At 60.5% G+C, this 879-nt stretch carries 1 protein-coding gene; it reads left to right on the top strand.

The features are described from left to right. The first annotated feature begins 161 nt into the window (after positions 1-161). A complete protein-coding gene (locus tag F591_RS33385; RefSeq protein WP_019534087.1) occupies positions 162-386 on the top strand; it encodes a hypothetical protein in 225 nt (74 codons plus the stop codon). Positions 387-879: the final 493 nt, after the last annotated feature.

The following is an 879-nucleotide window of genomic DNA, read 5'->3' as shown; positions in this document are numbered from 1 at the left end:
TCGGTCGTCACCTGCGGTGTTGAAAATTCGGTCGGCGGAATATCGCCAAATTTTCAAGAGGGACGCCTATGACGAGCGTTTCCTTTCGTCATCGGCCGTTACCTGCGGTGTTGAAAATTCGGCTTGTGAGATATTGCCGAATTTTCGGGGAGGGTCAGCAAATGTTGTATTTTGTACAACAAAAACGGGGGGATAGACCGCATTTGCGGCTCAAAGTTGTAAAAAGTGCAGCATTTCAGGCGAAATTCCTCGCTTTGAAGCCCATCGCGCCCAAATTGTTGCACAAAATGCAACTTTACCCTTTCTCTGGCGCACAGAGGACGGAAAATGTTGCATTTTTTGCAGGATTCGCCGACTCATGTGTCCGCGTGTGCCAATTGAGCTGAGTCCAGCGCCCGCAGCAAGCGCATTCGCCGCCTTATGTGTCAAGGGGATGGGCAGCGCACGTGAAGTTCGCACGCCGACTTGGAGTCCGAACGCAGAGTCGAACGCAGACGTGGAGTCGAACGCTGAGGTGAAGTCGAGCGTTGACTTGAAGTTCGACCACTAATGCGGAGTTCGGATGCGGCGTTTGGGGGAAGTCGGTTGAGTATCCCCCCCGGTCAGCGGGAGGTACACATGGGGGCAGGGCAAGTCATGCCGATCGGGCCCTCGCGCCCACAAGCCCCAGCCAGGGCCGCGGGTGCGCAGCCCGGCTGGGACTGCGCATGCTCGCGGCCAGCTCCGGCGCCTGCGGCCGGCCCCGCCACTGCGGCGGCATATTGGCGCCAAAGGCCGCGGCAGGCGGAGTGCAGCGGAGCCGGCATGGCCGCAGCTGCCGTGGTCGCCGCGGCGGGCAGTATGCGGCGGTGCCGGCATGGCCGCGCAGCCGCCGTAGTC

Origin of the sequence: Paenibacillus ginsengihumi DSM 21568 (assembly GCF_000380965.1) — a bacterium.
Classification (GTDB): Bacteria; Bacillota; Bacilli; order Paenibacillales; family NBRC-103111; genus Paenibacillus_G; species Paenibacillus_G ginsengihumi.
The sequence above is the reverse complement of the archived record's forward strand: the minus strand, read 5'-3'. Positions and strand labels throughout refer to the sequence as shown.

Bases quoted from the DNA above. Each gene is read 5' to 3' on its own strand.
- F591_RS33385 (WP_019534087.1), top strand. From the start codon at position 162: ATGTTGTATTTTGTACAACAAAAACGGGGGGATAGACCGCATTTGCGG.